The following is a 23,224-nucleotide window of genomic DNA, read 5'->3' on the forward strand; positions in this document are numbered from 1 at the left end:
TTCAGCATGTAAGTTTACGCACCAGATAAAAATCGTTTGTAAGACAATAATTTCGATTCTCATTCACAAGCCAGAATAAAAAAAGCAGAGACTATTCAGGAAAATAGTCTCTGCCCGAGCTTACATTAATCGTAAAATCTCCTGCAAAATATTATTCAGGTAAAACGATTTCGGATTATTACTTTTCTGATTCAGGTTTACGGTTTTAATTATTTTGGCCAAAAATCCAGCAAACTTTTGGTAAGTGTCTGATCTTTGAGATATCCGCTGACTACCAGATTAGCAAATAAATAAACACAATAAAGAATGACGATCAATCCGATTGTCTCGGATAAGCTTTTCCTCAAAGATTTACATTTTTCACTTCCTCTTTCACTAGTTGTGTTCATAGGTTTTTCAAATTTAATGTACTGGGTTTCCGATTTTTTTTTCGCTGCTTAGTACCGTTTTTTAATCACATGCAACAACATGAAATTTAATTTTCGGGCATAATCCTGCCTTAATTAAACACATCTTTTGATAGTAGGGAGGGTACATTAATTTCTTAGCAAAACAAGACACTAAACTGTCCAATACCAAAAAACAGACATAGACAAAGTGTGTACAAATGGAATAAAAGCCTCATTTTTTTAACAAAAATCAAGGTTTTAATAAAATTATACAATCCGGGCTATTTTAGTTTAGTTATTGTCATCCTGCAAATCACTTTCCTCAACGAGGGCCATTTTTTTGTAAAGTCTGGTTTTTGCGCGGCGCACACTGGCCGGGTCAATATTGAGTAAAGCGGCAATTTCCTTGGTAGAAAGATTGATATGAAAATAAGCATAAAGGCGAATTTCATTTTTGGTAAGCGAAGGATATTTCGCCAGCAGATTTTCAAAAAAATGAGGATGGACCTGTTCAAAATGCAATTTGAATTTTCGCCAGTCGCCATCCAGATACAGGTTACTTTGGAGGATTGACTCAATACTTTTCAGGCCCTGGTGTTTGCTGTCAGGATATAACTTGTCCAGCTCCTGGATTTGTGTTTTCAAACTTGCGAGCAGCTCGTTTTTCTGGACCATATACAATGTTGTAGATGCCAGTTCCCGCTGGTTTACTTCCAGCCTTTGTTCCAGTAATTCATTTCGTGTTTTTTCATGCCGGATGTCAGCATTGATTTTCTGGTTTTCCAGTTCGATCAGTCTTTGACGTAAGTTTATTTCTTTCAAATCAAATTCCAGCTGCCGCGCCTCTATTTCTTTTGCTTTCAGGTCTTTATGAATGGATTTTGTACGTGCCACCAAAGCCACCGAAAACGCAAGTGCCTGGGAAATAATTGAAAAATCAGGCATTAATGAACCGTCAGTAAAATTGAAACTGATAAAAACATGATATAATGCTGTGGCAAACATGAAAATTAACGGAAGAATATTGGCTACTAAAAAAGGTGTAGAGGCCGGAAGTTTTCGCAAATAACCAACCACGCAGGTGCACATGATGATTGTAATCAACAGCAAAGCAAGAATATTGTGATACAATAAGGTATAGTCTTCCAGATAAGTTATAAAAATATTTATCGCAACAAGAATCACCGTAACCAACACATACACAAGTAATCCGATGCGGAGGGCGGAATCCATAACCGGCAGTATTTTCTTTGTACTTAAAAACGACCGGGTTAATTGTACAAGTCCATACATGATCAGTAATATGCTCCCATGCATCAGCACGCTGGTCATATCAAAAGAATGCAGCTGCCCTTCTGTTGATACCGTGGAAGTGAAAATTGGGCTGCTAAAAAAAATACTGTAAAATCTTTTATAAGCCGTAATATAAAGCATTCCACCCAACTGCGCGATCAGATAAAACAAAACAGTTTTATCTCTGAGACCAAAATAAATATACAGGTTGTTTATAAAGAACAGAATCAACACAGAAAATGAAGCGATCCAGGAAAGCCACATCATTTGTTCTTTACTATCTACATAAGCTGCCTTTTTAATCTTTATTATCGGTTTGACACTATAATTATGTCCCCTAAGCATACTTGCGTCCACTCTGATGTACAAGACATTTTCAGCCTGGCCCTGTAAAATACAAGCCATCTCGTTAACGTTACGCTTACCTATATACGGCGACGCCATTCCATTTTGATAAGCTACCCATTTTTGGGTATTTTCATTGAAATAGTATAATATGTTGTCGAGGTTAAGATTTAATGAAATATAAAATTCCCCGGCGTAATGAAACGGATTTTTAATCCTGATTTTAAGCCAATAGTGAGTCGCGTGTCCTTTCCCCAGCGAATCGCCTTCAACAAAAGCAAGCGTGGTATCTGAAACTATTTTTTCAAAAGTATAATCACGATCAGGCAGGACTGCATACCTTTTTATGGTTGCAGAGGAACTATCGCTCAAAAGATAAACTGGTTGGGCAAAAGCGGCAACCGGCAAAAGTAAAATGATCAGGAAAACAAAAATCTTATTCAACGCCCGGATTTACATTTTTTTGAAAAGATACAAAATAAACTTGGAAGGGTACATATTTCATAGTTTGCGGTCCATCTGAACTTCTGGCAATCTACAAGCAACCATTTTCAATTTATTTGCGTAAGTGCTAAAAAAGCGTACCAATATCCTTGAATATCAAACCAATCGTTTTGTCATTTCTTTTGTCCAAAACTCAAAATAAAACATTATGAACAAATCAACGGTTACCATGATCCTTTATTTGATAGTAACGGCAGTAATACTGGGTTTCTGAAATAGTATTTCAGCCTGTCAAAAGAATTGCGTCTTTTTATTTAATGCTTTGTAAGTCAAAAGTTATTGGATATTATTAATTTTGCAGGCGTTTTGCATACGCTGATCCATTAATGAATTTTACAATTTCCTTTTGACACAATCCATCTCCCCAACGGATACGATTTTCAGCATTTTTGAAGAATCACTCGCTGCGTATTCCTTTCCTGATAAATTTACATTTCCGTTTGATTACGAGCCACATCCGCTTTCTCTGCTGGCTGTTGAAAAACTGCAATCACACCTTGAAAACCAGGATGAATGGGATCATAATTTCGGGTTAAAACCTGATCAGGAAGGAGCCGTTATTGGCAAAATGTTTGGTGTTTTGGTCGTGAGGACCGAGGAAGATGAAATTGGATATTTATCAGCATTTTCAGGGAAACTGGCCGGCGGAAATCATCACAGTAAATTTGTCCCGCCCATTTTTGACGGCATGGCTGATGGTGGTTTTCTGAACACCGGAATGGAAAAACTTTCACAGATAAGCCAGCAAATAAAAGAGCTCGAAGATCAGGAATCAGGGACACAGGAAGAAGTTGAAACACTAAAAACAATACGCAAAGCGCATTCTGTTTCCTTACAACAGGAAATTTTTGAGCAGTATAATTTCCTAAACCAGGATGGGGAGGAAAAAAGTTTGTGTGAGATTTTCGAAAATGCATCCTATAAAAATCCACCCGCCGGAGCCGGAGAATGTGCTGCTCCAAAGTTACTTCAATATGCTTTTCTGCAAAATATGCAGCCTATTGCCATGGCAGAATTCTGGTGGGGATTATCTCCTAAATCTGATTTCTGGAAACATGGGCACTTTTACCCTGCCTGTCGTGAAAAATGTGAGCCTATTCTGGGACATATGCTGGCAGGAATTGAAATGGATGAAAAGCCGGTTTAATCTGGTTCTTTTTTTTCCCTTAAACAAATCCGTTTTTCTGATCAATTTGCAAATTTAAATTTACCAGACTACAAGAATTGAATGGGTAAAATTAACAGGCTCCGCGCCTTTGATATAACCGGCGTATAAATCATCTCAATTTATGTGGGCAGAAACACTTTATCCACTTTCCCATAAGCAAAAATGGAAGCTGGGATTCGGATTTGCGATTATTTACGTACCCATTCGTATTTACATAAATGTTACCAATTACACTGTCCCTCTCCTACTTCACAAATTCCCACTCTGGATTATTGAACTGATCATCAGCGGATTATTTTATACCTTGTGGTTAAATGTTATCGAGTGGCTGCAATATTATATTGCCAGGTTTCCCAGCAGCAAAAATTCAATCCACTATAAATTCATAAATCAATTGTTGACATTGCTCATTGCGATCGGCCTTGCAGCAATGTTTAATATTGCGTTCAGAGCGCTGTGGCATTGGATGGAATCAATCTGGGATCCTCATCTTTTTCATGTAAGCTCCTCGGGCGAACTTCTTATGATACAGCAAAAACGGCGAGCAAACAATGGATTGACGGTAATGGCGCTTATGGCAGCTTATTACCTTGCATCAAATGTTCGTGTTTATCAACGATTGCAGCATGTGCATATCAATGCGGAACGTCTTGAAAAAGAAAATATCAAAGCACATTTTAATGCACTGAAAAACCAGGTAAGTCCTCATTTTCTATTTAACAATTTCAGCGTTCTGAGCACACTTGTTGAAACCGACAAGGAATTGTCCATAGAATTTATCAGTCGTCTTTCGCAAGCTTACCGCTACATACTTGAACAATCTGACTTTGACCAGATCAAACTGCGCACTGAAATCGAGTTTCTGGAAACGTACATGTATTTGCTAAAAACAAGATTTGAGGACAAAATAAATCTGGAAATTAGGCTTTCGGAGGAGCAACTTGATTCTTATTCTATTGTACCGCTCACTTTACAGCTTCTTGTTGAAAATGCAGTAAAACATAACCAGATGTCGGCCACCAGTCCGTTGGTAATAACCATCAGCATTGAAGACGATTTTCTGATTGTCCGGAATCCGGTTCAGCTTCGGGAACCAACGGAGGCTTCGACCGGAATTGGTTTACATAATATTATTAACCGGTATAAATTGCTTGTCAACAAACCCGTGCTGGTAGAAAAACAGCACAATCAGTTTGTTGTTAAAATCCCTCTTATTTCATGAACGTTCTCATTATTGAAGACGAAACCCTTAGCGCAAACAGACTGGAAAACCTTGTTTTAAGGTATGATCCTACTGTTTATATACTCGCAAAAATACCTTCCGTAAAAGAAAGTATTCTCTGGCTCGAAAACAGCAATAATGCCCAGCCGGATCTTGTTTTTCTGGATATCATGCTGGAAGACGGACTTGGATTTAAAATCATTGAGCAGCTGAACCTGACAATTCCAATTATTTTCACGACGGCTTACAACGAATATGCGCTGAAAGCATTCAAAGCAAATAGCGTAGATTATCTTTTAAAACCGGTTAATCCGGCAGAGCTAGAAAGTGCGCTCAATAAATTTAAAGACGTACATTTTAAAAATAAAACCTTCCCGGATTTGTCACAATTAAAATCGTGGCTGCAAGTGCCTAACCAGCATGAAAATTACAAGGACAGATTTATGGCTTCTGCCGGAACAAGGCTTTTCAGCGTAAAAACAGCAGATATCGCCTATTTTACAATTGAACAAAAGGCGACCTATTTGAAAACATTTGACGGAAAACACCTTACTATGGATTATAGTCTGGATAAACTGATTCAGCTGCTGGACCCAAGCCAGTTTTTTCGTATCAACAGATCGCTGATTATTTCGCTTGGAAGTATCAGTTCCATCAATTCTTTGTCCGCAGGACGGCTTAAACTTGAACTCGCTCCGGCGGCACAGCAGGAAATTTACGTCAGTACAGATCGTATTTCGGATTTTAAACAGTGGCTGGGAAAATAATCCCTGGTTTTCATTCTTCCACTAAAAACGCCCGTTCAGCTTCAAAAACCGGTCATTGAGACATTTTTATTTTTCATATAGCTTCAATTTAAACAGTTTTAAATGATCGTTGTCCGGGAAACCGGAGATCATTCCTAAACCCGTTTTATTTTAGCGACTGAATTGTGGAAGAACTTAACATACACAACAAATGCATTCTGGCCAGCCTGGAATCCAGTGAGCTGGAATCACTTTGCACTTACAGAGACCGCCTGAGAGTTATCGTAATTCTTGAAGGAAGTGGAAAAGCAACAATAAACTACGCCCCATACAGTTACCAGAAGGACAGTATTTTTATTCTGCGTCCGCATCAAAATATCAGTTTGCAGACTTTCGGAAAAACAAAAATATTCTCCATCATTTCCGGTTTATCGCAGAAATCAGCCACCAGGGAGAAACCTTATGTAACTACATTTGCTACCATGTTTGGTCAGATTGAATCCCTGGTTTCAAATAAATTATTTGTCCAGGGCAAAATCATGGAGCGTAGTATAGACAGAGAATCTGCTAACCAGATCATCAAGCTCATCACGCATGAGATGCAACACCGGCCGGATTCTTATAAAGAAATAATCAGAAACAGTGTCTTCACACTGATACACATGCTTGACAGAAATATTCAATATGTCAGGAAATACATTCCCGTCCGGCAATTTCATCCGGAAACAGACCGCATTCTGGAATATATTAAAAGACAGCTTCAACTCAATCATAAATTTGACATTCAGGAAGTTGCGTCCAGTTTCAATATATCCGAAGAATGTGTCAATGAAAGCCTTGTGGCGCGCACAGGTTTTACTTTTAAAAAATTCATCATAAAATATCGTACTGATCTTTTTAAAAGCAGACTTTTGAAAATGGATGTTGAAGTTTGGGGAAGTCTTATCTCCTGATCGATCAAATTCAAACCTGAACTGAAAAACTAATTATCAATTAAAAGATTGCCTGAATTCCACCGGCGATACTTTTGTCTTGTTTTTAAACAACTTGTTAAACGACTGAGGGTGTTCAAAACCCAATTGGTAAGCAATTTCTCCAACCGTGAGATCAGTCGTACTTAAAATTTCCTTTGCCTTATCAATCAACCTGTTATGTATGTGCTGCTGGGTATTTTGTCCGGTAAGCTGGCGAAGCATATCACTCAGATATCTTTGCGAAACATTTAGTTTTTCAGAGATATCCTGCACAGAAGGTAATCCTTTTACCAGGCCCTCTTTGGTATCGAAATGATCAGAAAGTATCTGTTCCAGCTCAGTCAGCAAATCACTATGAGCCGCCTTTCTTGTAATAAACTGTCTGTTATAGAACCGGTTACTGTAATTCAGCAGCTGTTCAATTTGTGATAAAATAATATCCTGACTGAAATTATCGATCGACAGGGAAAGCTCGTGCTCTATATTTTTAAAAATACCAATAACAATTTCTTTTTCCTTTTCAGAAAGATAAAGTGCCTCCGAAGCAGCGTAGGAGAAAAATCCATAATTCCGGATATTTTTTCCGAGCGGATAATTCCTGATAAAATCCGGGTGAAAAAGCAGTGTAAATCCACCATAATCCGCTTCATTCTCGTTTGCGGAAATGATCTGGTTTGGAGAAATAAATGACAAACCGCCCTCATCAAAATCGTAATAATGCTGTCCGTATTTAATCTTGCCGTGAAAATTCCTTTTGTACGAAACCTTATAAAAGTTCAGGATCATTCCCTTGCTGATTTCATCGGTATTGTTTTTGATATTACCATAATCAACCAGACTTACCAGTGGATGAAGCGGTTTTGGCAAACCTAATGCGCGATGCAAGTCAGAAATTGAGTTAAAAATAAACGGCTGTTTGGATTCTGATTTCATGGTTTTTCTAATTGAAGGCATGGAATTCCGGTCAGGATTTCCATGCCAAGTTACCTATTTTACAAAGCAGCAATACTATAAGGACTTTCCAGATTAAGATATTTGGTTACATTTTTCCTAAATGTTTCAGGTCCTTGTTCCAGTCTTTTTTCATAAATCCTCACCGCATCATTTCCGGCCGGATAGGTCAGCTGATCTTTTTCATCCGTTGCTGCCTGATATACAACATCAGCAATTACCTCGGATTCCGTGAATTCCATTAATGTCCCGTCCGTAAATCCTTCGGTCATTCTTTGCATCAAGGTATCATAATCCTTGTCTTCCGCCACAGTCATCACGTTCATATAATTACTCTTGATTCCGCCTGGTGCTACATTTTTGATACCGATATTAAAGCGGGCAAGATCAAACGACATACTTTCGCTCCATCCCTGCAAAGCCCATTTGGAAGCGTTGTAAATCGATGAAAGCGGATAAGTTGTCAAACCGCAAAGCGAAGTTGTGGTAATAAAAAGACCGCTTCTTTTCTGTTTAAAATAAGGAATAAAGGCTTGGGTAACCCATATTACGCCAAAGAAATTGGTCTCAAACTGACTTCTGATTTCTTCCTCTGAATAAGATTCCAAAGGTCCGATCAATCCGTAACCTGCATTATTAAAAACAACATCGATATCGCCCAGTGCGATGGCAGCTTTTACCGTTGTTTCAATTTGTTCAATATTTGTAACATCAAGCGGAAGTAAAATCACATTTTCCAGCAGGTTTAATTCCGTTTCTTTTTCCGGTGTACGCATCGTAGCGATCACTCTCCAGCCTTTTGATTGAAATAATTTTGCAGTTGCTTTTCCTAATCCGGCAGATGCGCCGGTGATGAAGATCGTTTTCATATTGTTTTTTGATTTAATTGATTAAAAATATTTACGTGATCAGGCATTAATCCAGAGCGGATTTTCTTTTAAAATTTTGTGGTAAACAGGACAGGATGAAGTATGTGCACCAGGAAGTATTCCGATGCTCATCAGGAATTCATTCACAATTTCACCACCCGTAAACCGGAATGTTTTTTTGAAAATTTTCACCCATTCCTGTTTTGACTTTGGGTGATGAGATTCCAGCCATTTTTCAAATGAGCCATATTCTTTTTGAAGTGAAATAATGGTTTTAGCATTTTCTATGGCTGCATTTATTTTCAGCCGGTTGCGGATAATACCCGGATCATTCAGTAATCTTTCCCGGTCCGTTTCGGTGTAGGATGCTACTTTTTCAATTATAAAATTGTCATAAGCATGTCTGAAACTTGCTTCCTTTTTCAGAATAATTTCCCAGCTCAAACAGGCCTGGTTTATTTCCAGAATTAGTCTCCCAAACAACTCATTATCATCATGTATCGGAAAACCGTATTGATTATCATGATAATTTTTGTGCAGATCCTTTTGCACGCCGGACATACTTTCGATATAGGTGCAGTAAGACATTTGATTTATATTTTGCTAATTTTTCCTTTGCATTATTGTATTACAAAGGTGCAGGTCCGGAGGAAGGAGATTGTATCCGGATTGGTAAATGTTGTAGCCAAAATGGAAAGTAGCGCTTACCACTAAAAGAAAGTGCTGCCAGTATCATGCGACTGGCAGCACTTAATAGAAGGATCCGAAAAAGGCATTACGTTCATAAGATGCCCAATTGCGAATCCGGATGATTATAGAAGAAATCTTTGATTTATTAATTGTTAATTATCCAGCGGACTAACCCTTATCAATTAAAAAAATCCCTTTTTGTGAAATGAAAGCTGAATACTTTTCAATCGCAAAAAGGGATTTTCACAAGTTTTTTATTTTAAAATAGCATCGTGACGGATTATAATCATGCACCTTATCCGCTACCGCGTTGCGATGTCAATTTCTGAACCGATTTCTGGTAAATAAAGTGTTATGCCCGATTTTTCAAATTCAGCGATCGCCTCGGATTTGTCGAGTTTTATAAATCCAAAAGTGTCATAATGAACACCCAGAACTTTGGTCGTTTTTACAAAATTTGCAGCTTCAATGGCATCTTCCACACCCATCGTCAGAACGTCGCCAACCGGGAAAACGGCAAAATCAAGATCTGCCCATTTCGGGATCAGCGTCATGTCAAGCGTAAGCCCGGTATCGCCGCTATAATAGAAATTTCCATCATCGGTTTTCAATACAAATCCGCTCGCTACGCCGGCGTAACTTCCGTCTGAAAAACTGGCAGAATGTTGTGCAGAAACCGCTTTTGCAACGCCGAAATCAAAAGTTGCTTTACCACCCGGATTCAACGGAAAAACGTTTTTCACGCCTTGCGCATTGAAATAATTGTACAACTCCCAAATCCCGACAATCGTCGCGCCAGCGCGGTTGGCAATGGCTACCGCGTCCAGCATGTGATCAAAATGACCATGGGAAATAAAAATATAATCTGCCTTAATTTCTTCAATGTTAATGTCTTTCGCCAATTCATTTCCGGAAATATAAGGATCAAATAAAATATGTTTGCCGCCGGCAAATACCGAAAAACAAGAGTGGCCGTAGTAGGTGATTTTCATCTTCTGTTTATTTTTATTTGATAGATTTAAAACAGTTCAGAGCCTGTCAATTTGACCAGACAGGCTGTGAAATACAAATATACCGGTTAAACCAGGTTTATTACAACATCAATATTACCTCTTGTTGCTTTGGAATACGGACATGTCTGATGCGCTTCATATACAAGACTTTGTGCCAATTCATGGTCAATACCTGGCAAACTCACATTGAGACGGGCCTGAAGAAAATAACCTCCTTCACCGGTTCCAAGATCAATTTCTGTATCAACGGCGGTATCGACCGGAAGTTTAATTTTCGATTTACCTGCGGCAATTCCAATTGCACCAATAAAACAGGCCGACCAGCCGGCTGCCAAAAGTTGTTCAGGATTTGTTCCTTTACCCGAAGTACCAGGTGAGGAAAGTTTAATATCAAGACGATTATCTGAACTTCGGGAAAAACCATCGCGGCCACCGGTTGTATGGGTTTTTCCTGTATAAAGTACTTTTTCGATTTGGTTGATTGCGTTCGTTTCCATTGTTTTATTTTTTATTTTTTTAAATTGATGTATCAAAATTAACCTCTCTCCTGCCCGTTTGAAATGAATAAATAGTCGGATTGGACGAAGTTGAAGTTGGGTTGGTCATCGCCGAACCTGAATTCGGCAGAGCCGTATTTTAATCTTTCCAGAGTAGTGATTTGCATGCTGTACTCAGTCCTATACAAAAGCCATTGAAGCCTAAAACATTCAGGTTTTCACTTGTCCAGTTCAGCCTTGAATTTGCCTGACTGAGCCTTTTTCCAATTCCCGTTTTTCATTGAAGGATATACTTTTGATGAAAAATAATATGATATGAGCACCTCACAACAAAACAGTTATAAAAGAAAGGCAGTTGTATTGCTTGCCATTTTGTTCGTTGCCTTCATAGGCTTTCAGGCAACAAGTCCGGACATATCAGAACGGCCGGTAACAGGAGAATTTAAGGGACCGGAAGATGTGGCGAATATTTTCAAGCGTTCCTGCTACGACTGTCATTCCAACGAAACAAACCTTAACTGGTATGACAAAATCGCGCCGTTTTCTCACATCGTTGCGGCTGATGTGAACAAAGCCAGAAAACGGTTTAATTTTTCAGAGTGGGACAGCATACCAAAAGCAGATCAGGAAGCTAAGTTGTGGTATATGGTCAATATGATTGATGCAAAAAAAATGCCGCTTCCCTCTTACACCGCCATTCATCCAGCAGCGAAAGTTTCTGACAAAGAGCTGGTTATTTTGAAAAATTATGTAACCGGACTTTCAGCGAAAATTCATGAAAAGGGCGATACGGCAACAATTAAAAAATCTGAACATAATGCACCGACAAATCACACCGCCCAATCAAATAATTTCCCGGAATCCGTTAATGGAATCCGGTATTTTGACGATTACAAAAACTGGAAAGTGATCAGCTCGACAAATCGTTTTGATAATGGAACCATGCGGCTGATCTATGGAAATGACATAGCGGTAAAAGCTATAAAAGAAGACAAAATAAAGCCCTGGCCAAACGGTGCCATTATTGTAAAAGTGGTCTGGAACAGCCAGCATGAAGACAAAAACGGAAATATCAGTACGGGAAATTTCAATAACGTGCAAATGATGATCAGGGATGACAAAAAATTCAAGGCTACCGAAGGCTGGGGATTTGCGCGGTTCAGCGGTTTGGATCTTGTGCCTTATGGAAAAACAATTTCGTTTGCCACTTCCTGCATCAATTGCCACAAACTTGTTCCTGAAAACGGCTTTGTATTTGATATCCCGACCAAAAAATAATCTTTTTAACCATTAAATTTAGAAACAATGAAAAAGCTCATAAATATCTCTTTTGCTACAAGTTTAGCCGTTGCAGCCATCATTTTAACTTCATTTGTTGAAGGCCAACATAACACAGAAGTACAAAAAGAAAAGATTGACAATACCGGAAATTCCGGTTTTGCCGTGGTGGAGCTTTTTACCTCACAAGGTTGTTCGAGCTGTCCGCCGGCGGAGGATCTTGTTGCGAAAGTACAGGAGGAAAATATAGGAAAACCGGTTTATATACTCGCATTTCATGTTGATTACTGGAATCACCAGGGCTGGAAAGATGTGTTCAGCGATCGTGAATTTACCAAAAGACAATACCAATATGCGAGCTGGTTGAAAACGGAAACAGTTTACACACCTCAGATTGTCGTAAATGGCAAAAGGGAATTTATTGGTTCCCAGGAAGCGACGTTGAATAATGCGCTTACTACCAGTTTGCATGCGACATTCCCTTCCAGTCTTTCTCTCAACGCCAATTTAAATTCTAACAAGATCAAAGTACAATATCAGTCAAAAGGTGCTGACCATAACACAAGTCTGCAATTGGCTTTGGTACAAAAAGTGGCTCAAACAACCGTAAAAAGAGGTGAAAATGCCGGACGTATTCTTTCTCACGTGCAGATTGTGCGCCAGATCCAAAGTGAATCTGTAAGTTCAACAGGTTCCGGGTATGCAGAAATTTTAATTCCTGCGGGATTTGATCCCAAAGGCTGGGAAGTGATCGGTTTTCTTCAAAATACTAATAACGGAGAGATTTTTGCGGCTGCGAAACAGGACTTTAAGGTTAACATTTAATTTAATATGCTGATGAAAATCCAGATCCTGACACTTTTTGTACTCTGCATACTCATGGCAGCATGCAGCAATTCGCCCAAACCGGTACTGGCGCCTGAGAAAATTTTTGAAGATCCGGATATGCATGTGATCACGTCAGTTTTTAATAAAAAATCCGGAATCACTTCCACGCTTTATGGAAACAAACCGGCATTGGAAGCGGCACGAAATGAGTCAGAAAACCACGTTGCCGGAGAAATTTTCAGGCTTGTAACCTGGGAGCTACAACCAAATCCATACTGGTTTGGCGGAAATATAAACGGCGAAGAAAAATGCGTGGAAACTGTAAAAGTATTGCCGGCTGAAAATGGAATACGGGTTGATTACGAAGTAGAAAATAACGGTGGTGATGTTTTGAAAAGATACGATCCGGACAAACAGGAGCGGATTAATTTTATCTTTGATCAAAAGGCAGCCGTTTTCCCCTAAGCAAAATAAATCTTTTTCATGAATACAAAAACTTTTAAGGTCTCGGCTGTGATCATCTGGCTTAGTTCACTTTCCCTTGGCATTTTGGTGATGGTTCCTAAAATTGCAGAACAGCATTTTAGCGTCTTTTCTACATTGGCCGATGGTCTGGTAACGTCTTTGTTCACGTTGTTTGTCTGGTATTTCAACATTTATTCGCTACCTAAATTTTCAAAATTCAATGCAGCAACCGGGTTTTCCTATCCGTTACTGATTCGAAGTGTAATAATTGGTTTTGTGGTTATGTTTTTGATGGTTTCAGCGTGGCAGTTTCTGGTGCCTTCGCCGGAATTTGGTCCTGTAATGCTGATGCTTGAAGTGAGGGGAATTCTGATCAACCTAACGTTTTATATGCTGCTGAATCTGCTTTATCAGACATATCAAAACCAACAGGTCGTTGTAGAACTTGAACGTACAAAAGCCGATAATCTTGGAGCACAATATGAATTACTCAAACAACAGGTAAACCCGCATTTTTTATTTAACAGCCTTAATACGCTGAAATCCATGGTGGAGCTTGAAGATAAAAACAGTGTGGATTTCATTTTGAAACTATCTGATTTTTACCGTTTTACTTTGGAAAATCGAAAAATGGATGTAATTCCTTTAACGGAAGAAATTGAAATACTGGATGCTTATATGTTTCTCCTCAAAGCAAGATTTGAAGAAGGGATCAGCATTGTATATAAAATTGAACCGGGTCATTACAATACCTGGATACCGCCTTTCACCTTGCAGCTGCTGGTTGAAAACTGTATCAAACACAATGTCGTATCGCTGGATTATCCGCTGAATATTATCCTTTATTCGGAGGAAGGAAAACTGGTGGTTGAAAATAAAATGCAGTTAAAGAAAAATCCGGGACGTTCCACGGAACTGGGACTGGACAATATCAACCAGCGTTACCTGCATCTTTTGGACAAAAAAATAGAAATAGAAACGACCAACGATTTTTTCAGGGTCAAACTTCCATTAATTTATGAATATATTAATCATTGAAGATGAGATAAAAACAGCCAAATCTTTGGCGCAGATCATTACTTCGATACGCCCCGAGGCTAAAATTGTTGCCACCATACAAAGCGTGGAAAGAGCAGTGTTATATCTGTCAGAAAACACGCAGCCAGATCTGATTTTCATGGACATCCAGCTTTCGGATGGCTTGTGTTTCCAGATTTTTGAGTCCGTAAAAGTGGTTCCTCCTGTGATATTTTGTACGGCTTATGACAATTATGCGATTGAAGCATTTAAAGCAAACGGCATTGATTATCTGCTTAAACCGTTTAAAAAAGAACATATTGAATCTGCGCTTGATAAGCTGAGCAATCTGAGATCTTACTTTTCAGCAGAAAAACCACTGGTGCCTGATCTGGAATTACTATTGAAAAAACTTGGTGAGCCTGACGGAAAGAAGAGTTTTCTGGTTTTCAACAAAAACAAATACATGACCGTGAAAACAGAAAGCATCGCGTTTTTCTACATTCACAACGAATCGACCTGCATTGTAACTTTTGACCAGCATGAATATTCAATTTCCCAGCCTTTGGAAGAAATACAGAATATCGTTCAATCCAGCCAGTTTTACAGATTGAACAGACAGTATCTGATAAATTTTGAAGCCGTGAAAGAAGTAGAACATTATTTTTCACGAAAGCTTTTTGTAAAATTAACCGTTCCTACGGCTGAGAAATTATTACTGGGAAAAGAGAAAGTCAGCAGCTTTTTAAATTGGCTGGAAAACCGCTAGCTACGTCAAAAGTCAATAACGTTTTTTCTGATTATCGAAACGGATATGCTCTTTTGAATGTTAAACGAAAAAATGAGAAGAAGTCATGCCAGAACTACAACTTACCGGTCTTCAAAAAAGAGCCGAAAAATATATCAACAAACAGATCACCTACGCAAAAATGCCTGGTGAATTTGTTCGGGGCAATTTTATTGGTTTTGACAAGGATTCCATTGATCGTGCAGTCATCCAACTTTCCAATGCTGCGGATCGGATGACAGTTCCATTGATGTATGTTGTAAATTATTTTGAAGAAAAGGACGACGCAAAAAAAATCGACGTGGGCAATGAAGGTTATGTACCAAGGCCTCCATATAAACCACACAAACAGCCGAAATAATCAACTTCTAAACGGCGAAGAAAGATAATGATGCCACAAAATCATCGTTGCCACGGTACGATACGGCTTCCAGCTTTCGGCCACTTCAAGTAAACTTTCTCGTGATGTGCTTTTATCCAGTTTTTTCGCTCTTTTTAAAGCATTCACCGCCGCCAGATCGCCAATTGGAAAAATATCCGCTCGTTGTAAAACAAACATCAAATAGATATCGGTTGTCCAGTTACCGATTCCTTTTAGTTGAGTGAGTTTGCTGCGCACTTCGTCATCAGACATACTTTCCAAAACAACCAGATCCAGTCGTTTTTCGACTAACTCCAAAGCGAGATTTCTTAAATAAATTGTTTTTTGCCGACTTACATAACAGGCTTTTAATTCTTCATCGCTGAGTTTCAGAATATTTTCAGGTGTTAATTCTGTCGTTTTATCCTGCAATTTTTTCAATGCAGCAAGAGCCGAAGCCAATGAAACCTGCTGTTCCAGAATGATATGAACCAGCGTTACATAAGTATTGGGTCTGGTCCACATTGGCGGATATTTGTATTCTTTTATGATCGCCGACAAATCTTCATCCCTGGCAGCCAGTTCATCACAAATATTATGAAAATTATCAGCTGAGAAAGTTACGTGCATTTTTCTATTAATTTCTTAGGATTAGAGCTTTCAAATAGCCCTGAAATTATTGGACCCGGAAAAGCTTAATCCCACAATGAAGTTTGTTTAAAAGGTCTTTCTATATCCAAAAGAATTGTTTTGTTAGCCATTCCTCCGCCAAATCCAACCAGTTTTCCGGTTGAACCGATCACGCGGTGACACGGTGCAATGATGGCTATTGGATTTTTATTTGCAGCACCGCCAACAGCACGGACAGCCTGTGGACTGCCAATTTGTTTGGCAACCTGCCCATAAGTTCTGGTCTCACCAAATGGAATTGCAAGTAACGCTTCCCAAACTTTCTTTTGAAATTCTGTTCCCTGAAAATCAAGTTTTAAAGAAAAGTCTTTTCGTTTTTTGGCAAAATATTCATTTAGCTGTTTTTCCGTTTCCAGAAGAACGGGATGACTACCATCTTTTATACCAAAACTGATTCCGGTACTGTCAGGATCGTCTTTCTCCCATAAAACCGACGACAAACCCTGCTCACTGGCCACCAGTATTAATTTCCCTACGGGAGACTCCATGGTTTTAAAGAAATATTCCATTAATATGCCTTCCTACAAAAGATCGTGTTAGTACTTTTTGTCAAATCTTCGAAAAGACCGACAGCAATTTTTCAACCATAAATATCAAAAATTTTCTTCACTTCGGGTCTTTTGTTTTATATTGAGCTGACTTTTAGATTAAACATGCGGCGTTCAGTTTTTGATAAGAAATGGTTACTTGGCTTCGCCCTTGCCATTATTTACATTCCGCTAAGAACATTCATCAATGTTCAGCATGACATATGGTATACAATTCTCAGCAAGCTTCCGCTCTTTCTTATTGAAATTCTGGTTAGTACTATCTTTTTCACCAGCTGGATTTATATGATTGACTGGGGACTTAAAAAGCTCGCCAAAATAACCGGCAGCGATAAATCTTCCGAATTCCAGCTTTCAAATCAGCTTATCACTCTCGTTCCCGCGGTTTTACTGGCCATTCTGTTTAACTGGATGCTCATTTTCACCTGGGGTTTCATGGAAACGTTCTGGGACCATATTCCGATGACATTTTCGTATAATCCAAAACATGCAGCTGCATTCAGCAACCGTTATAAAGGTAATCAGGCATTGACGATCCTGGCACTTATTTCTGCTTATTATTTGTGTGTGAGTAATCAGGTGCAAGAGAATTTTAAAAAAGTACTTGTAGATTCTCAAATACTTGAAAAGGAGAATATTAATGCCAGATTTATGGCTTTAAAAAACCAGATTAGTCCGCATTTTCTTTTTAATAACTTAAGCGTTCTTGCTTCTCTTGTCGAATCGCATCCTGAAAAATCGGGTGAATTTATCCATCAGCTTTCTTTGGCTTATCGTTATATTTTACAACAGTCAGAATTACGGCAGATTAGTTTGAAAGATGAAATGAACTTTCTGGAAACCTATACTTTTTTGCTCAGAACACGTTTCAAAGAGAAAGTTGTCATCGAAGCCAATTTATCTGCTCACGACCTTGAAACTTATTCACTCATCCCGCTAACCTTACAGCTTTTGATTGAAAATGCAATCAAACACAATACCATGTCACTGGCAAACCCACTTCATGTAAGGATTTTTATTGAAGAAGAAATGCTGGTAGTATGTAATCCTTTGCAGAAAAGAAACCTTACAGAACCAACAACGCAACTTGGCCTTAAAAATATCATCAACCGATATAATCTGCTTTTGAACAGGCAGGTTATTGTTGAAAAAACGGCAGAAGACTTTGTTGTAAAAATTCCTCTGATCGCATGAAAATACTTATTGTAGAAGATGAGGAATTAAGTGCAGAGCGATTGCACAAGCTAATTTTGACCATCGATTCGTCTATCCATTTACTTGGACTATTTCCCTCCGTTTTACAAACTATTGGATATCTTGCAGATGAATCGTCGGTGAAGCCAGATCTGATTTTTCTGGATATTCATCTTGAAGATGGCGAGGGTTTCAGAATTGTTGAGAGCCTGAATTTAATGATTCCCATTATTTTCACTACGGCTTATGATGAATACATGCTCAAAGCCTTTAAAACCAACAGCATAGATTATCTTTTAAAGCCCATTAATCCGCTGGAACTTCAAGCCTCGCTGACAAAATTTAAAAAACTGTCTGAAACTTTTGAAAAAAGAATAACCATCGAGCAAGTACCAGACACGGAAAAATACAAGGACAGGTTTTTATGCACGGCGGGTTCGCGTTTTTTTACCTTCAAAACAACCGAGATTGCCTATTTTACAATCGAGCAAAGAGCCACTTTTTTAAGAGTATTTGACGGCCGTCATTTTGCTGTTGAATACAGTCTGGATCGATTAACACAAATCATTGACCCGCGACAGTTTTTTCGGATAAACCGCACCATGCTGATATGCTTTAATGCTATTGAAAACATCCAGATCATTTCAGCAGGGAAATTGAGATTGGAACTGAATCCGGCCCTTTCCAAAGAAATTTACGTGAGCCCTGACCGTATTACCGAGTTTAAAATCTGGCTTGGAAAATAAGCTGACTTGCTATTCTGCAAGTCAAAACAGAGCTCTGAGCACAAAAAAATGACATTCAGACTTTTCTGTTTTTAAGCCTTGTATAAATTTACAAACTTGGCTAAAACAGAATTGTCAGCACTATGCCAGCCATTAAATTTAATGCCCATAAAAAGTTTCATTTACTTCAAAGCAAAACCCGCATCTGGGAATCATGTAATGAACAACTGGAACATTACCGGATCATATTCATTCTTTCGGGACAAGGCAAATTTATTCTGGATGGCGAGATTTGCTGTTATTTTCAAAAAGGAATTATTTTTCTTAGACCAGGACAACAGCCTATTTTTCAGGAAGACAAAGAAACCGAAATATTCGTGATCGCTTTCGACACTTATCTGGCGGAGGATTTTCAAAAGAAAAAACTGTTTAGTCCGGATTTTGCAGACACTTATAAACAAGCTGAAAATCTGTGTAACAATTTTGTTTTGATTCAGGGAAGGCCAATTCCAAATGAACGTGAGGGAAAAACAATTACCTATATGATTGTTCAAATCCTGTTTGAACTAGGCCAGCAACCTGCCTCTCATCTTAAAATGATCAAAGGTTGTATTGAAATGATCGTGACCGTTTTGGCAAGAAATAATTATCGAAGCCAGCCAGCCGAAAATCAGCACAAAGAAAGCGAACTTACAGAATCAATCATTGAATATATCAAAGGTGAACTTCTTCAAAAAAAGACGATCAGAATACCTAATTTACTCCTGATGTTCAATATTTCAGAAGAAGTTCTGAATCTCTACATTATGAACCGTACAGGAATGTCTCTACGAAATTTCATATTCAAATTTAAAGCTGATTTGTTTAAGGCGCAGATGCTGAAGGTTGATATTGGGGAGTTGGTCGGGTATTTGTAGGGCTGGATGACTTTATAAGACAAAAAGCTACCTCAAAAGGTAGCTTTTTGTCTTATAAACTTAAATGTGGAGAATATGGGATTCGAACCCATGACCTCTTGCATGCCATGCAAGCACTCTAGCCAACTGAGCTAATCCCCCGATTGGAGTGCAAAGATGTGTGAGAGAATTGGGATAACCAAGGATTTGATTCATTTTTACTTAATATAAAATCTTCTGAACAATAATAATCTGGCATCCAGAGCATTAAATAGAAAAGGAGGCTTATTCCTGAATAAACCTCCTTTTCTTCTATCTCAATGTTCTATTTATCATTTATTACCACCCAGCAATTTTGTAAACAACCAGATAACCAATCCTATAACAGCTATTACCAGAATGGCACCGGTCCACATACCACCTTTGAATATACCGCCAACAACTTCACAACTTGTTAGGCCAATTAATAGAAAAAATACGACGAGGATGTTGATGTAGGCTTTCATGCGTATAATAATTTAGGTTAATTTATATATACCCATTATTATAAAAATCATTCCACACTATTTTGTGCGCATATTTACACAAAATCACAACATATTCACCGGAATCAGCTTTTGCAGATCATTTTCAAGCAGCATTTCAAAAAGTTTGACAGTAGCTGCCGCATCGCCCTGGGCCCGGTGACGATTTTCAATAAGTATCTGTAAACTCTCACACAAATTACCCAGACTATACGACTTCAATCCGGGAAAAATTTTGCGGCTAAGCTGCACAGTACAAAGCAAATCTCTCTGAAAATATTCATCCAGTGCACCAAATTCTTTCTTCAAAAATCCATAATCAAATTTGGCATTATGTGCGACAAACCAGGCATCTTTTGTCAAGGCACGGACAGAATCCTGTACATCCGAAAAAGTAGGTGCGTCCTGAACCATCAGGTTATCAATTCCCGTCAGCCGGGTAATAAAAGGGGGAATAAAAATTTCTGGATTAATCAGGGAATGAAAAAAATCAATCACTTCCACTCCATTATGACGAAAAACAGCTATCTCAGTTATGCGGGAATTGCCACCTCCTCCGGTCGTCTCTATATCAACAATGGCGTACATTACTTACTGAATCTCTGCATAGGTAAATAAAAAATTTCAGGGGGTAAACTATAACAATCCGTTCCGGTTAACTTATAAATTTAAATACAAAAATAACAAAAAAATCCCCGCATCAAGCGGGGATTTAACTTAATATTCGATTAAACTTTTTGACTTATTCCATTTGAAAAACAACCGGAAGATTGAAGCGAACACGTACAGGAACTCCTGATTGACGTCCAGCTTTCCATTTCGGCATTAATTTGATAACACGTTCAGCCTCTTCATCACAGCCAAATCCGATTCCCTTCAACGTCTGTACGTTTTCTATTTTACCGTCTGCTCCTACTACAAAAGAAACAAATACACGGCCCTGAATACCGGCATCTGCTGCCTGACGTGGATATTTAAGATTCTTTCTCAAAAATTCACCCATGGCTGCATTTCCCCCCATAAACTCAGGCGCTTGTTCAACCGCAAATAATTCTGTTTCCTTAGGACTAGCTATGTCAACAGATACCCCCTTGCTTGGCGCAGTTTCTGCTGTTGGCGGCTCAATCGTTAAAATATCAGAATTCCCCTGAATAGTTTCCGGTCCTGCCACTGCATTTTGCAAATCTTCAACGGTTGGCGGTGTAATTTCTTCCGGAACCATATGATCAGGCAAAACCTCATAATTCTGGTATTTAACCGTATTGACCTTAGGCTGAGGTTTTAAAGGTTCTGCGGGAGGAGGAAGTTTTGCCTCGGGCCTGATGTTTATAATTTCCAACTCACCTTCAAACCCGATATCATCTTTTTTCGGTTCGGGAACAAGCCGGGCATACAGATTTGGCAGCAGCATTATTAGCAGAAAAAAAGTAACCCCTAGCAGTAATGACCGCTGCATTGTTTTTTTATACCCTTTTCTCAACTGATACGCACCGTAAAGCTTGTTACGGTTTTCAAACACGATGTCATTTAATGTTTTTTCCATGGCTAATAGATTATAATGTTCAACACTCAATAATTGGAGCGTTTCCGGATCAGCCGTTTCAACAATATTGCTGAAAGCCTGCTCAAACGAATCCCCGTCCCAAAGTCTTTCTTCTGCTTCACACGCCAAATGATCAAGTATCTCGGGAAACAATTCCGGATCCAGGCCATTTTTCTTTAAATAATTGCTAAGCAATTCTATTCGGTTATTTTGAAGGCGTTTCATCTGTAAGAAATTTAGGGTATTACAGGATCAGGAAAAACTATTAGCCAATGGATTTATTATTCTGTCGCCAAACTCTTAGGCGCTAATAATAACCGTATTGCATCTACAAAACGTTCAAGATCATCCGTTTTTGTACGCGCAGCCTCAGTGCCGGGTGTTGTCAGAGAATAATATTTTCTCAGTCTTCCATCCACCTCAACAGATTCAGTCACTAAAAATCCGTCCTGTTCCAACTTATGTAAAACAGGATACAGCGCACCAAAAGTAAGTGCAATTGCCCCTCCCGTCCGTTCTTTCACTTCCTGGGTAATTTCATAACCGTACATGCGTTTTTGCTCAGCCAGCAAATTCAAAACGATGGTTTTAAGCGTACCACGTACGTATTCGTTACTTGTTGTGTTCGTATCCATAATGTATTTTTTACCTAACAAATATATATAAGTTTTTTATATATACAATAGCAAACTTAAAATATTAATGAATTTATAAAATTCTTTCGATTAACGCCTATTCATCCGTCAGTGGTATAGAGCGGTTAATACGTTCTTCCAGTGAAATAAATGTTTCCGTCCTTTGGATTCCATTTACTTTCTGAATTTTATCGTGCAGAATTTCTCTTAAATGTCCGGTATCGCGACAAACAATTTTTACAAAAATACTGTAAATACCGGTTGTATAATGTATGTTCACTACCTCCGGAATGCGCTCCAACTCGGAAGCAACCTGCTCATACAAAGAACTTTTATCCAGATAAACCCCCAGGAAAGCACTGATATCCCATCCAAGCTTAGTCGGATCAATCAGTAATTGTGAACCTTTCACAATACCGAGTTGTTCCATTTTCTTCATACGCACGTGAACTGTACCACCGGACACAAATACACGCTTTCCGATCTCGGTATATGGCAGTGCAGCATTCTCAATCAGCAATGACAGAATTCTCAAATCAGTGCTGTCTATATCTGAATATTTTTGCATTTAGGGGATTTTTATTGAAGGATTTGCAAGTTATTTAAGCAATTTATAAAAATATCGTAAATTTTTCGATTTTTTTATGCAAATATTTTATATTTAAAACTTAACCGCTTACTTTTGCAGTGTGGTTTCCGGGAAGACAATTTATTTGAAAGTTTGGAATACACAAAATATCACATTGTAGGGTGATGAAATTGGCAGCCATGCCCTCCTGTCTCGGGGGTGGTGAATCAGGGATAAACACGGTATAATGCCGACGAGAGTCGACTGGGGTGGACCACCAACAGTATTTTGTATCGCGGCTAACCGCACCGTGGGTGGTTCGAATCCCCCTCCTACAGCAAAAAAAACTTGACAAGCGATTTTTTTCGTAGTAGTTTTATTTGGTTTTTAGTTTGTTGATGAAGTGTAATTTGACACGCGGGTTCATTTTGAAACCTGCGTGTTTTTCTTTTTTAGAATAAAAAAGCCCTTTCCGTGTCAATTTGGCACTTATTACAATGATTC

Annotated in this window: 27 protein-coding genes and 1 tRNA gene; 13 read left to right on the forward strand and 15 right to left on the reverse strand. The window is 38.6% G+C overall.

Translation table 11 applies throughout. The features are described 5' to 3' along the window. Positions 1 to 209 precede the first annotated feature (209 nt). Both IEE83_RS21195 and IEE83_RS21200 read right to left on the reverse strand, forming a co-directional pair. A complete protein-coding gene (locus tag IEE83_RS21195) occupies positions 210 to 389 on the reverse strand; it encodes a hypothetical protein (RefSeq protein ID WP_194122501.1) in 180 nt (59 codons plus the stop codon). 291 nt (positions 390 to 680) lie between these two features. Then, positions 681 to 2,471 carry a 7TM diverse intracellular signaling domain-containing protein gene (locus tag IEE83_RS21200; protein ID WP_194122502.1) on the reverse strand — a complete coding sequence of 597 codons (1,791 nt, stop codon included), beginning with the start codon at positions 2,469 to 2,471 and terminating at the stop codon, positions 681 to 683. A gap of 406 nt (positions 2,472 to 2,877) precedes the next feature. Between IEE83_RS21200 and IEE83_RS21205 the strand changes: the two genes are divergently transcribed. From IEE83_RS21205 to IEE83_RS21220, 4 genes are all read left to right on the forward strand, one after another. Continuing rightward, complete coding sequence (locus tag IEE83_RS21205) at positions 2,878 to 3,678, forward strand: pseudouridylate synthase (RefSeq protein WP_228101918.1); 801 nt, start codon at positions 2,878 to 2,880, stop codon at positions 3,676 to 3,678. A gap of 142 nt (positions 3,679 to 3,820) precedes the next feature. Next, positions 3,821 to 4,921 carry a sensor histidine kinase gene (locus tag IEE83_RS21210; RefSeq protein WP_194122503.1) on the forward strand — a complete coding sequence of 367 codons (1,101 nt, stop codon included), beginning with the start codon at positions 3,821 to 3,823 and terminating at the stop codon, positions 4,919 to 4,921. Next, entirely contained in the window at positions 4,918 to 5,688 is a 771-nt protein-coding gene (locus IEE83_RS21215) for a LytR/AlgR family response regulator transcription factor (RefSeq protein WP_194122504.1), read from the forward strand. Before IEE83_RS21210 ends, IEE83_RS21215 begins: the two co-directional genes overlap by 4 nt. Positions 5,689 to 5,852: 164 nt before the next feature. Further along, positions 5,853 to 6,620 carry a hypothetical protein gene (locus IEE83_RS21220; RefSeq protein WP_194122505.1) on the forward strand — a complete coding sequence of 256 codons (768 nt, stop codon included), beginning with the start codon at positions 5,853 to 5,855 and terminating at the stop codon, positions 6,618 to 6,620. A gap of 36 nt (positions 6,621 to 6,656) precedes the next feature. Here the strand turns inward: IEE83_RS21220 and IEE83_RS21225 are convergent, their stop codons facing one another. From IEE83_RS21225 to IEE83_RS21245, 5 genes are all read right to left on the reverse strand, one after another. Further along, positions 6,657 to 7,574, reverse strand: coding sequence for a helix-turn-helix domain-containing protein (locus tag IEE83_RS21225; protein WP_194122506.1), 918 nt, complete (start codon positions 7,572 to 7,574; stop codon positions 6,657 to 6,659). 59 nt (positions 7,575 to 7,633) lie between these two features. Next, positions 7,634 to 8,461 carry an SDR family oxidoreductase gene (locus IEE83_RS21230; protein WP_194122507.1) on the reverse strand — a complete coding sequence of 276 codons (828 nt, stop codon included), beginning with the start codon at positions 8,459 to 8,461 and terminating at the stop codon, positions 7,634 to 7,636. Between the two features lie 39 nt (positions 8,462 to 8,500). Next, positions 8,501 to 9,049: a DNA-3-methyladenine glycosylase I gene (locus IEE83_RS21235; RefSeq protein WP_194122508.1), complete on the reverse strand. Its 549-nt coding sequence runs from the start codon at positions 9,047 to 9,049 to the stop codon at positions 8,501 to 8,503. A gap of 404 nt (positions 9,050 to 9,453) precedes the next feature. Continuing rightward, positions 9,454 to 10,143, reverse strand: a complete 690-nt coding sequence (locus IEE83_RS21240; protein ID WP_194122509.1) for a metal-dependent hydrolase — start codon at positions 10,141 to 10,143, stop codon at positions 9,454 to 9,456. Positions 10,144 to 10,229: 86 nt separating this feature from the next. Next, a complete protein-coding gene (locus IEE83_RS21245; RefSeq protein ID WP_194122510.1) occupies positions 10,230 to 10,661 on the reverse strand; it encodes an organic hydroperoxide resistance protein in 432 nt (143 codons plus the stop codon). Positions 10,662 to 10,976: 315 nt separating this feature from the next. Between IEE83_RS21245 and IEE83_RS21250 the strand changes: the two genes are divergently transcribed. From IEE83_RS21250 to IEE83_RS21275, 6 genes are all read left to right on the forward strand, one after another. Then, positions 10,977 to 11,939 (forward strand): heme-binding domain-containing protein, encoded by a 963-nt coding sequence (locus tag IEE83_RS21250; protein ID WP_194122511.1) that lies wholly within the window; start codon positions 10,977 to 10,979, stop codon positions 11,937 to 11,939. Between the two features lie 27 nt (positions 11,940 to 11,966). After that, positions 11,967 to 12,764, forward strand: a complete 798-nt coding sequence (locus tag IEE83_RS21255; protein ID WP_194122512.1) for a DUF1223 domain-containing protein — start codon at positions 11,967 to 11,969, stop codon at positions 12,762 to 12,764. A gap of 12 nt (positions 12,765 to 12,776) precedes the next feature. Beyond that, a complete protein-coding gene (locus IEE83_RS21260; RefSeq protein ID WP_194122513.1) occupies positions 12,777 to 13,232 on the forward strand; it encodes a hypothetical protein in 456 nt (151 codons plus the stop codon). A gap of 18 nt (positions 13,233 to 13,250) precedes the next feature. Beyond that, the gene (locus IEE83_RS21265) at positions 13,251 to 14,270 is read left to right on the forward strand and encodes a sensor histidine kinase (protein ID WP_194122514.1); all 1,020 of its coding nucleotides are present in this window, start codon (positions 13,251 to 13,253) and stop codon (positions 14,268 to 14,270) included. Then, complete coding sequence (locus tag IEE83_RS21270; RefSeq protein ID WP_194122515.1) at positions 14,251 to 15,018, forward strand: LytR/AlgR family response regulator transcription factor; 768 nt, start codon at positions 14,251 to 14,253, stop codon at positions 15,016 to 15,018. The genes IEE83_RS21265 and IEE83_RS21270 overlap by 20 nt, the downstream gene beginning before the upstream one ends. An 85-nt stretch (positions 15,019 to 15,103) precedes the next feature. Next, positions 15,104 to 15,397, forward strand: a complete 294-nt coding sequence (locus IEE83_RS21275) for a hypothetical protein (protein WP_194122516.1) — start codon at positions 15,104 to 15,106, stop codon at positions 15,395 to 15,397. On the opposite strand, the gene IEE83_RS21280 is transcribed toward IEE83_RS21275, so the two are convergent. Then, the gene (locus IEE83_RS21280) at positions 15,398 to 16,027 is read right to left on the reverse strand and encodes a DNA-3-methyladenine glycosylase family protein (RefSeq protein WP_194122517.1); all 630 of its coding nucleotides are present in this window, start codon (positions 16,025 to 16,027) and stop codon (positions 15,398 to 15,400) included. A 65-nt stretch (positions 16,028 to 16,092) separates the two neighbouring features. Then, a complete protein-coding gene (locus IEE83_RS21285; protein ID WP_262893245.1) occupies positions 16,093 to 16,575 on the reverse strand; it encodes a methylated-DNA--[protein]-cysteine S-methyltransferase in 483 nt (160 codons plus the stop codon). A 165-nt stretch (positions 16,576 to 16,740) separates the two neighbouring features. On the opposite strand from IEE83_RS21285, the gene IEE83_RS21290 reads away from it, so the two are divergent. The 3 genes from IEE83_RS21290 (at position 16,741) to IEE83_RS21300 (ending at position 19,471) form a co-directional block, all read left to right on the forward strand. Then, positions 16,741 to 17,829, forward strand: a complete 1,089-nt coding sequence (locus IEE83_RS21290; RefSeq protein WP_194122519.1) for a sensor histidine kinase — start codon at positions 16,741 to 16,743, stop codon at positions 17,827 to 17,829. Next, entirely contained in the window at positions 17,826 to 18,575 is a 750-nt protein-coding gene (locus IEE83_RS21295; protein ID WP_194122520.1) for a LytR/AlgR family response regulator transcription factor, read from the forward strand. The genes IEE83_RS21290 and IEE83_RS21295 overlap by 4 nt, the downstream gene beginning before the upstream one ends. A gap of 122 nt (positions 18,576 to 18,697) precedes the next feature. Next, entirely contained in the window at positions 18,698 to 19,471 is a 774-nt protein-coding gene (locus IEE83_RS21300) for a hypothetical protein (RefSeq protein ID WP_194122521.1), read from the forward strand. A 67-nt stretch (positions 19,472 to 19,538) separates the two neighbouring features. Here IEE83_RS21300 and IEE83_RS21305 read toward each other — a convergent pair. The 6 genes from IEE83_RS21305 to IEE83_RS21330 all read right to left on the reverse strand — a co-directional run bounded on the left by IEE83_RS21305 (position 19,539) and on the right by IEE83_RS21330 (position 22,720). Continuing rightward, positions 19,539 to 19,612: transfer RNA gene (locus IEE83_RS21305), tRNA-Ala, on the reverse strand. 170 nt (positions 19,613 to 19,782) lie between these two features. Continuing rightward, positions 19,783 to 19,956, reverse strand: a complete 174-nt coding sequence (locus IEE83_RS21310) for a hypothetical protein (RefSeq protein ID WP_194122522.1) — start codon at positions 19,954 to 19,956, stop codon at positions 19,783 to 19,785. Positions 19,957 to 20,040: 84 nt separating this feature from the next. Further along, positions 20,041 to 20,562, reverse strand: coding sequence for a 3'-5' exonuclease (locus IEE83_RS21315; RefSeq protein ID WP_194122523.1), 522 nt, complete (start codon positions 20,560 to 20,562; stop codon positions 20,041 to 20,043). Positions 20,563 to 20,716: 154 nt separating this feature from the next. Continuing rightward, positions 20,717 to 21,742 (reverse strand): energy transducer TonB, encoded by a 1,026-nt coding sequence (locus IEE83_RS21320; RefSeq protein WP_194122524.1) that lies wholly within the window; start codon positions 21,740 to 21,742, stop codon positions 20,717 to 20,719. A 56-nt stretch (positions 21,743 to 21,798) separates the two neighbouring features. After that, positions 21,799 to 22,152 carry a PadR family transcriptional regulator gene (locus IEE83_RS21325; protein WP_194122525.1) on the reverse strand — a complete coding sequence of 118 codons (354 nt, stop codon included), beginning with the start codon at positions 22,150 to 22,152 and terminating at the stop codon, positions 21,799 to 21,801. A 97-nt stretch (positions 22,153 to 22,249) separates the two neighbouring features. Beyond that, the gene (locus IEE83_RS21330) at positions 22,250 to 22,720 is read right to left on the reverse strand and encodes an Lrp/AsnC ligand binding domain-containing protein (RefSeq protein WP_159466717.1); all 471 of its coding nucleotides are present in this window, start codon (positions 22,718 to 22,720) and stop codon (positions 22,250 to 22,252) included. Positions 22,721 to 23,224: the final 504 nt, after the last annotated feature.

Source organism: Dyadobacter subterraneus (genome assembly GCF_015221875.1).
Classification (GTDB): Bacteria; Bacteroidota; Bacteroidia; order Cytophagales; family Spirosomataceae; genus Dyadobacter; species Dyadobacter subterraneus.

Excerpts from the sequence above, each read along its gene's own strand:
- IEE83_RS21195 (WP_194122501.1), bottom strand. The coding sequence starts at position 389 with ATGAACACAACTAGTGAAAGAGGAAGTGAAAAATGTAAATCTTTGAGG.
- IEE83_RS21210 (WP_194122503.1), top strand. The coding sequence starts at position 3,821 with ATGTGGGCAGAAACACTTTATCCACTTTCCCATAAGCAAAAATGGAAG.
- IEE83_RS21215 (WP_194122504.1), top strand. The coding sequence starts at position 4,918 with ATGAACGTTCTCATTATTGAAGACGAAACCCTTAGCGCAAACAGACTG.
- IEE83_RS21225 (WP_194122506.1), bottom strand. The coding sequence starts at position 7,574 with ATGAAATCAGAATCCAAACAGCCGTTTATTTTTAACTCAATTTCTGAC.
- IEE83_RS21230 (WP_194122507.1), bottom strand. The coding sequence starts at position 8,461 with ATGAAAACGATCTTCATCACCGGCGCATCTGCCGGATTAGGAAAAGCA.
- IEE83_RS21235 (WP_194122508.1), bottom strand. The coding sequence starts at position 9,049 with ATGTCTTACTGCACCTATATCGAAAGTATGTCCGGCGTGCAAAAGGAT.
- IEE83_RS21240 (WP_194122509.1), bottom strand. The coding sequence starts at position 10,143 with ATGAAAATCACCTACTACGGCCACTCTTGTTTTTCGGTATTTGCCGGC.
- IEE83_RS21245 (WP_194122510.1), bottom strand. The coding sequence starts at position 10,661 with ATGGAAACGAACGCAATCAACCAAATCGAAAAAGTACTTTATACAGGA.
- IEE83_RS21250 (WP_194122511.1), top strand. The coding sequence starts at position 10,977 with ATGAGCACCTCACAACAAAACAGTTATAAAAGAAAGGCAGTTGTATTG.
- IEE83_RS21255 (WP_194122512.1), top strand. The coding sequence starts at position 11,967 with ATGAAAAAGCTCATAAATATCTCTTTTGCTACAAGTTTAGCCGTTGCA.
- IEE83_RS21260 (WP_194122513.1), top strand. The coding sequence starts at position 12,777 with ATGAAAATCCAGATCCTGACACTTTTTGTACTCTGCATACTCATGGCA.
- IEE83_RS21265 (WP_194122514.1), top strand. The coding sequence starts at position 13,251 with ATGAATACAAAAACTTTTAAGGTCTCGGCTGTGATCATCTGGCTTAGT.
- IEE83_RS21270 (WP_194122515.1), top strand. The coding sequence starts at position 14,251 with ATGAATATATTAATCATTGAAGATGAGATAAAAACAGCCAAATCTTTG.
- IEE83_RS21275 (WP_194122516.1), top strand. The coding sequence starts at position 15,104 with ATGCCAGAACTACAACTTACCGGTCTTCAAAAAAGAGCCGAAAAATAT.
- IEE83_RS21280 (WP_194122517.1), bottom strand. The coding sequence starts at position 16,027 with ATGCACGTAACTTTCTCAGCTGATAATTTTCATAATATTTGTGATGAA.
- IEE83_RS21285 (WP_262893245.1), bottom strand. The coding sequence starts at position 16,575 with ATGGAGTCTCCCGTAGGGAAATTAATACTGGTGGCCAGTGAGCAGGGT.
- IEE83_RS21290 (WP_194122519.1), top strand. The coding sequence starts at position 16,741 with ATGCGGCGTTCAGTTTTTGATAAGAAATGGTTACTTGGCTTCGCCCTT.
- IEE83_RS21295 (WP_194122520.1), top strand. The coding sequence starts at position 17,826 with ATGAAAATACTTATTGTAGAAGATGAGGAATTAAGTGCAGAGCGATTG.
- IEE83_RS21300 (WP_194122521.1), top strand. The coding sequence starts at position 18,698 with ATGCCAGCCATTAAATTTAATGCCCATAAAAAGTTTCATTTACTTCAA.
- IEE83_RS21310 (WP_194122522.1), bottom strand. The coding sequence starts at position 19,956 with ATGAAAGCCTACATCAACATCCTCGTCGTATTTTTTCTATTAATTGGC.
- IEE83_RS21315 (WP_194122523.1), bottom strand. The coding sequence starts at position 20,562 with ATGTACGCCATTGTTGATATAGAGACGACCGGAGGAGGTGGCAATTCC.
- IEE83_RS21320 (WP_194122524.1), bottom strand. The coding sequence starts at position 21,742 with ATGAAACGCCTTCAAAATAACCGAATAGAATTGCTTAGCAATTATTTA.
- IEE83_RS21325 (WP_194122525.1), bottom strand. The coding sequence starts at position 22,152 with ATGGATACGAACACAACAAGTAACGAATACGTACGTGGTACGCTTAAA.
- IEE83_RS21330 (WP_159466717.1), bottom strand. The coding sequence starts at position 22,720 with ATGCAAAAATATTCAGATATAGACAGCACTGATTTGAGAATTCTGTCA.